At 74.7% G+C, this 6,651-nt stretch carries 6 protein-coding genes and 1 pseudogene; all 7 read right to left on the reverse strand.

Annotated elements, in window-relative coordinates; translation table 11 throughout:
* Positions 1 to 367, reverse strand: a pseudogene (locus AAHZ94_RS26095) (hypothetical protein); the annotation flags it as partial.
* A gap of 114 nt (positions 368 to 481) precedes the next feature.
* Positions 482 to 1,381: an AzlC family ABC transporter permease gene (locus AAHZ94_RS26100; RefSeq protein WP_349995727.1), complete on the reverse strand. Its 900-nt coding sequence runs from the start codon at positions 1,379 to 1,381 to the stop codon at positions 482 to 484.
* A 46-nt stretch (positions 1,382 to 1,427) separates the two neighbouring features.
* On the reverse strand, positions 1,428 to 1,883 hold the full coding sequence (locus AAHZ94_RS26105; protein WP_349995728.1) for a nuclear transport factor 2 family protein: 456 nt from the start codon (positions 1,881 to 1,883) through the stop codon (positions 1,428 to 1,430).
* A 445-nt stretch (positions 1,884 to 2,328) separates the two neighbouring features.
* Positions 2,329 to 2,886: an arginine repressor gene (locus AAHZ94_RS26110; RefSeq protein ID WP_349995730.1), complete on the reverse strand. Its 558-nt coding sequence runs from the start codon at positions 2,884 to 2,886 to the stop codon at positions 2,329 to 2,331.
* A 48-nt stretch (positions 2,887 to 2,934) separates the two neighbouring features.
* Positions 2,935 to 4,119, reverse strand: a complete 1,185-nt coding sequence (locus AAHZ94_RS26115) for an acetylornithine transaminase (RefSeq protein ID WP_349995732.1) — start codon at positions 4,117 to 4,119, stop codon at positions 2,935 to 2,937.
* Positions 4,116 to 5,147 carry an acetylglutamate kinase gene (gene argB, locus AAHZ94_RS26120; protein WP_349995733.1) on the reverse strand — a complete coding sequence of 344 codons (1,032 nt, stop codon included), beginning with the start codon at positions 5,145 to 5,147 and terminating at the stop codon, positions 4,116 to 4,118. Before argB ends, AAHZ94_RS26115 begins: the two co-directional genes overlap by 4 nt.
* Complete coding sequence (gene argJ, locus AAHZ94_RS26125) at positions 5,144 to 6,349, reverse strand: bifunctional glutamate N-acetyltransferase/amino-acid acetyltransferase ArgJ (RefSeq protein WP_349995734.1); 1,206 nt, start codon at positions 6,347 to 6,349, stop codon at positions 5,144 to 5,146. The genes argB and argJ overlap by 4 nt, the downstream gene beginning before the upstream one ends.
* Positions 6,350 to 6,651 lie beyond the last annotated feature (302 nt).

The following is a 6,651-nucleotide window of genomic DNA, read 5'->3' on the forward strand; positions in this document are numbered from 1 at the left end:
GATCTCGGTGGCGGCCTCCTGGTGGGACTTGCTGGAGGCTTCCCAGCGGCCCTGGGGCGGGGGGGCGGGGGGGGGCGACGGGGGGCGCGGGGGGGGGGGGGGGTGGGGTGGGGCGGGGGGGGGGCGGGGGGGCGCCGGCGGGGGGAGGCGGGGGCGTGCGGGCGGTTCTGGGCAGGGCCCGGGCGGTGGCCGTGACGACCACCGCGACCAGGATGACCAGCGGAACCGGCGCCTTGAGCCGCCAGGCGACCAGCGCCGCGGCGAAGCCGGTCAGCCGGGCGTCCAGGGTGAGCCCGCCGCCCGCGGGTGCGCCGAGCAGTTGGGTCACCACGAGCACCGCGAGCAGGGCCGGCGTCAGGTACTCCACGAAGCGCGGGAACCAGGCGGGCAGCGCACGGCCCCCCCATCACCAGCGAGCCGGCGCCCTTGAGCAGGAAGGTGGTGAGCACCAGGGCGCCGAGGGCGAGCCAGGTCGGGTCGGTCATCGGGCCCTCCAGGTGGACGCCACGGCGACCAGGCAGGCGACGGCGATGGCCGTATCGGGCAGCCCGACGCCGGTGAGCAGCAGTGCGCCGCCGGCCGCGACCAGCGCGGCGCCGCGCCGGGGTGCGGTGCCCAGGTGCGGGGCGAGGAGGAGGAAGAAGAGGACCGGCGAGACCGCGTCGAGGCCGAACCGGTGGATGTCCACGGCCGTGACCGGGCCGAGCGCGCCGGCCAGCGTCCCGGCCACCCAGCCGAGCCAGAGCACGGCGCCGGAGGCGAGCAGCCGCACCCGGTCGAAGCGGCCGTCGGCGTCGGCGGCGATGGCCCAGGACTCCTCGATCACCAACTGTGCCTCCACCGCCCGCCGGGCCCGACCGCCGCGCAGCGCGGGCAGGATGGCGAACCCCATGACCAGATAGCGCAGGTTGAGCAGGGTGCCGGCGACGGCGGCTGCCACCCAGCCGCCACCACCGGCGAGCACCGAGACGGCGGCGAACTGCGCGGAGCCGACGAAGACCAGCCCCGACATGCCGCCGGCGGCCAGCGCGGAGAACCCCGCCCCCTTGGCCAGCACCCCGAACGAGACGCCGAAGGCGAAGAGCGCCACCGTGAAGGGCAGCGCCGCCCGGCCCCCGGCCAGGTAGGCGGCCCGCCGACCGGACGCCGGCGGGTGTCCGGGGGTCGGGCCCGGTGCGGAGCCCTGTGCGGCAGCCGGGCCGGAGCGCGCGGCGGGACCGGCGGCCGGCGGGGCGGCCGGGACCGGCGTGCGGTCGGCGGCCGATGTGTGGTCGACAGCCGGTGTGCGGTCGGTGCCCGGCGCGCGGTGGGGCGGTCGCGCCGGGCCGTGCACCGGGCCGCGCTCCGGTCCCGGTTCAGGAGACGGAGCGGGGCCGCTCACCGGGATGCGCTCCCGCTCCCGGCGCCCGGCCGCCGCGGGCCGCCCCTCACGTGGCGAATCCCCGCTCCGCGTACGGGTATCCCGCCAGTTCGTTGGTGCTGACCGAGTCGTCGCGGCGGGACGCGTAGTAGATGCGGACCTCGTCGATCAGGCCCGCCTCGTCGAAGCGGTAGACCTCCACGCCGCGCAGTACGCGGTCGAGCCGGGGTTTGAAGCTGGTCCACTCGCAGACTGCGGTGCCGGTCTGCTCGTCCGCGTAGACGCCGTCCACCGTCCAGGACGTGCCGTTGGCCCGTACGTCCACGCCCCAGCGTTCGGCCACGTCGTCGATGCCGTGGATGGGCCCCGGCATGCCGTTGGCCAGATAGTGCACCACGTCGTCGGACAGGCAGCGGGCGAAGAGTTCGCGGTCCAGCGTGTTGCACGCCTCGAAGTACTGACGGACGGCCCTCTCCATGTGGTCCCTGGTCAGTGCGGCCCGGTCTGGTTGGGGGGAAGTCATGTCTCTCCCGGTACGAAGGGGGGCGGGCGGAGGGAGTGCGGATCGGTGGCGCAGCGGCCGGCGTGCTCGCGTACGCACGGGACGGGAGTGGTACGGAGCGGCGCGGGGTCGGTCGTGCGGGGAGCGGCCCCGGGCTCCGGTGCGGGCCCGCGGTGAACACGGCTGCGGCCCGGGCGCGGGACGTGCGGGGATAGCGAAACCGACGGGCGGGGTGCGGGGGTACGCGAGCAGGAGATGCCGTGCCTGATGCCGGTATCGGGGCTGGTCAGGGCAGTGATCCGATTCCGGAGCGCGCTCACGCTATCGCGGTGCGTCATGGCTGTCGAGGATGCCTCGGCGCGCCGAACACGACGGCGCCAGCCACCCGTTCGACCGGTGTCCGGTGGTGAACGGGCGGCTGGCGTGGTGGCCGGCGTGCGGATCGGGCGGCGGTGGCCGGCCGGGGTCAGCGGGCGCGCTGGGCCAGCCGCATCAGGTGGTCGGCGAGCGCCTGCCCGCCCTGGGGATCGCGGCTGATCAACAGCAGCGTGTCGTCGCCGGCGATGGTGCCGATGATGTCGTGCACCTCGGCCGTGTCGATGGCCGAGGCGAAGAACTGGGCCGCGCCCGGCGGGGTGCGCAGCACGACGAGGTTGGCCGACGCCTCCGCCGAGATGAGCAGTTCGCCCGCGAGCCGGGCCATCCGGCCCTCGCTCGCCGACTCGCCGAGCGGGGCCCGTGGCGTACGGTCGCCGCCCTCGCTGGGCACCGCGTAGATCAGCTCACCACCGGTGTTGCGGATCTTCACGGCGCCCAGCTCGTCCAGGTCGCGCGAGAGCGTGGCCTGGGTGACGGTGAGCCCGTCATCGGCGAGCAGCTTGGCGAGCTGACTCTGCGAGCGGACCGGGTGCCGGCTCAGGATGTCCACGATCCTGCGGTGGCGGGCGGTGCGGGTCTGCGGCACGGCAGGCCCGGCGGGCGGCTGCTCGGGGCCGGTCGCCTCGTTGTCCTGCGCCTCGGTCATCGTCTGTCAGTCTCCGGCTCGTCGTTCCCCGCCGGACGTGGTGGTCCGTCAGGGCGCGGGTACCCCGTCCAGGACGGCGGGCAGCGCCCGGAGGAGAGCGTCGACCTCATCGGCCGTCACGATGAGCGGCGGCGCGAGCCGGATCACATCCGGTGCGACGGCGTTCACCAGGAACCCGGCGTCCTGAGCCGCCTGCTGCACCCGCTGCGCGAGCGGCTCGTGCAGCACGATACCCAGCAGCAGGCCCGCGCCACGGACCTGGGCGACGGCCGGGTGCTCCAGCGCCTCGATTCCCGCCCGCAGCCGCTGCCCCGTCTGCTGCACGTGGGCGAGCAGCCCATCGGCCTCGATGGTCTCCAGTACGGCGAGGGCGGCGGCGCAACTGATCGGGTTGCCGCCGAAGGTGGAGCCGTGCTGGCCGGGGGTGAGCAGGTCGGCCGCGGCGCCGAAGGCGAGGGTGGCGCCGATGGGCAGGCCGCCGCCGAGGCCCTTGGCGAGGGTGATGACGTCGGGCTGGACGCCCTGGGCCGCGCAGGCGAGCCAGTGGCCGGTGCGGCCGATGCCGGTCTGGATCTCGTCCACGACCAGCAGGGTGCCGGTGGCCCGGGTGATCTCGCGGGCTGCGGCCAGGTATCCGGCCGGCGGCACGACCACGCCGTTCTCGCCCTGGACGGGCTCGATGATCACCAGCGCGGTGTCGGTGGTGACGGCGGCGCGCAGCGCGTCGGCGTCCCCGTACGGCACGTGGCTGACGTCGCCGGGCAGCGGCAGGAAGGGCTGCTGCTTGGCGGGCTGGCCGGTGAGGGCGAGGGCGCCCATGGTGCGGCCGTGGAAGCCGCCGGTGGTGGCGACCAGGTGGCTGCGGCCGGTGCGCCGGCCGATCTTGAAGGCGGCTTCGACGGCCTCGGTGCCCGAGTTGCTGAAGTAGACCCGGCCCGGCTGCTCGAAGGCGAAGAGCCGGAGCAGCCGCTCGGCGAGGGCGACGGGCGGTTCGGCGACGAAGAGGTTGGAGACGTGGCCGAGGGTGGCGACCTGGTCGGTGACGGCGCGTACGACGGCCGGGTGGGCGTGGCCGAGGGCGTTGACCGCGATGCCGCCGACGAAGTCCAGGTACTCCTTGCCGTCGGCGTCCCACAGGCGGGAGCCGCTGCCGCGGGTGAGGGCGACGGCGGGGGTGCCGTAGTTGTCCATCAGCGCACCTTGCCAGCGCTTGGTCAGGACGGAGTTGCTCATTTCTGCTCCTCGTCCGGCACGACCATGGTGCCGATTCCCTCGTCGGTGAAGATTTCCAGCAGGATGGAGTGCGGTACCCGGCCGTCGATGACCCGGGCGGTGGTGACGCCGCCGCGCACCGCGTGCAGACAGCCCTCCATCTTGGGCACCATGCCGCTGGCCAGCTCCGGGAGGAGCCGTTCCAGTTCGGAGGCGGTGAGTTGGCTGATCACCTCGTCGCTGTTGGGCCAGTCCGCGTACAGGCCCTCGACGTCGGTGAGCACCATCAGCGTCTCGGCGCCGAGCGCCGCGGCGAGCGCGGCGGCTGCGGTGTCGGCGTTGACGTTGAAGACGCCGCCGGCGGGGCCGTCGGCCGGGTCGCCGCTGCGGGCGATGGAGGAGATGACCGGGATGCGGCCGTCGTCGAGCAGGGCCCTGATGGCGCCCACGTCTATCCGGGTGATGTCGCCGACCCGGCCGAGGTCGACCTGTTCGCCGTCGATCGTGGCGTACCGCTTGGTCGCGGTCATGGTGTGCGCGTCCTCGCCGGTCATGCCGACGGCGAACGGCCCGTGCTGGTTGAGCAGCCCGACCAGGTCGCGCTGCACCTGCCCGGCGAGGACCATGCGGACGACGTCCATCGCCTCGGGCGTGGTGACCCGCAGCCCCGCCTTGAACTCCGACTCCAGGCCGAGCCGGTCGAGTTGGGCGCTGATCTGCGGGCCGCCGCCGTGCACGACGACGGGGCGCAGCCCGGCGTGCCGCAGGAAGACGACGTCCTGCGCGAAGGCGGCCTTCAGGTCCTGGTCGACCATGGCGTTGCCGCCGAACTTGATGACGACGCACTTGCCGTGGTGCCGGGTCAGCCAGGGCAGCGCCTCGATCAGCGTGCGGGCCTTGGGCAGTGCGGTGTGCCTGCGGGTCGGCGTGCCGGCGGCGGCTGCGGCTGCCGGCTGCGTCGGCAGGTCGGGGTGCGGCTCGGCGGCGGGCTGGGCCGGCTGGCCGGGGGTGGGCTGCACCGGCTGGGAGGTGGGGGTCGTATTGCTCATGAGGAGTACGCGCTGTTCTCGTGGACGTAGTCGGCGGTCAGGTCGTTGGTCCACAGGACCGCGGATTCGGTGCCGGTGGCCAGGTCTGCGGTGATGGTCACCTCGCGGTAGCGCATGTCGACCAAGTCGCGGTCGTCGCCGATGGAGCCGGCCTTGCAGACCCAGACGCCGTTGATGGCCACGTTCAGCCGGTCGGGCTCGAAGGCCGCTGACGTGGTGCCGATGGCGGCGAGCACCCGGCCCCAGTTGGGGTCCTCGCCGTGGATGGCGCACTTGAGGAGGTTGTTGCGGGCGATGGAGCGGCCGACGGTGACGGCGTCCTCCTCGCTGGCCGCGCCGACGACCTCGATGCGGATGTCCTTGGAGGCGCCTTCGGCGTCGCGGACCAGTTGCTGGGCGAGGTCGGCGCAGACGGTGCGGACGGCCTCGGCGAACGCGGCCGGGGCGGGGGCGGTGCCCGAGGCGCCGGAGGCGAGCAGCAGCACCGTGTCGTTGGTGGACATGGCGCCGTCGGAGTCGACGCGGTCGAAGGTGGTGCGGGTGGCGGCGCGCAGCGCCGTGTCCAGCACGTCGGCGTCCACGTCGGCGTCGGTGGTGAGCACGACGAGCATGGTGGCCAGGCCGGGGGCGAGCATGCCGGCGCCCTTGGCCATGCCGCCGACGGTCCAGGTGCCCTGGCCGGTGGCGGGGGCCGGGGTGCCCGCGGGTTCGACGTGCGCGGTGTCGGTGCTGCGGACGACGGCGGTCTTGTGCACCGTGTCGGTGGTCTTGATGGCGACGGCGGCCTGCTCGCCGCCGTCCGCGGTGAGCGCGGCTGCGGCCTGCTCCACGCCGGGGAGCAGCTTGTCCATGGGCAGCCGCACGCCGATCAGCCCGGTGGAGGCGACGGCGACCTCGCCGGCGCTGTGGCCGAGCACCGCGGCGACCTTCTCGGCGGTGGCGTGGGTGTCCTGGAACCCGAGCGGCCCGGTGCAGGCGTTGGCACCGCCGGAGTTGAGGACGACGGCGGAAACGGTTCGCCCGGCGATGACCTGCTCGGACCAGAGCACGGGTGCCGCCTTGACGCGGTTGCTGGTGAAGACGCCGGCCGCGGCCAGGCGGGGTCCCTGGTTGACCACGAGGGCCAGATCGGGCTTGCCGTTCTCCTTGAGCCCGGCGGCGATGCCCGCCGCGGTGAATCCCTGTGCTGCCGTGACGCTCACTGTGCTGCTCCGTTCACTGTGCTGCTCCGTTCGCTTCCATCGGGGCGACGGCGGCTGCCGCGCGGAGAGGGGGTCACCGGGCCCGCGGTTGCGGCCGGCGGCGTGCGGGGCGACGCGCCCGGGGCGCGGCGTGCCCGCGGGGGTACGGGGCGCGGCTGGGGCCTGGGCCGCTGGTGGGGCTGGGGCTGCTGGTGAAGCTGGGGTTGAGGCTGCTGCTGGTGCCTTTGGCCGTGCGGCGCGGGGCGCGCGAGGTGGCCGGGCCGGCGGGCCCCGCGCCCGCCCCTGCGTACGGGGCCGGGTCC

Source organism: Streptomyces sp. HSW2009 (assembly GCF_040240285.1).
GTDB lineage: Bacteria > Actinomycetota > Actinomycetes > Streptomycetales > Streptomycetaceae > Streptomyces.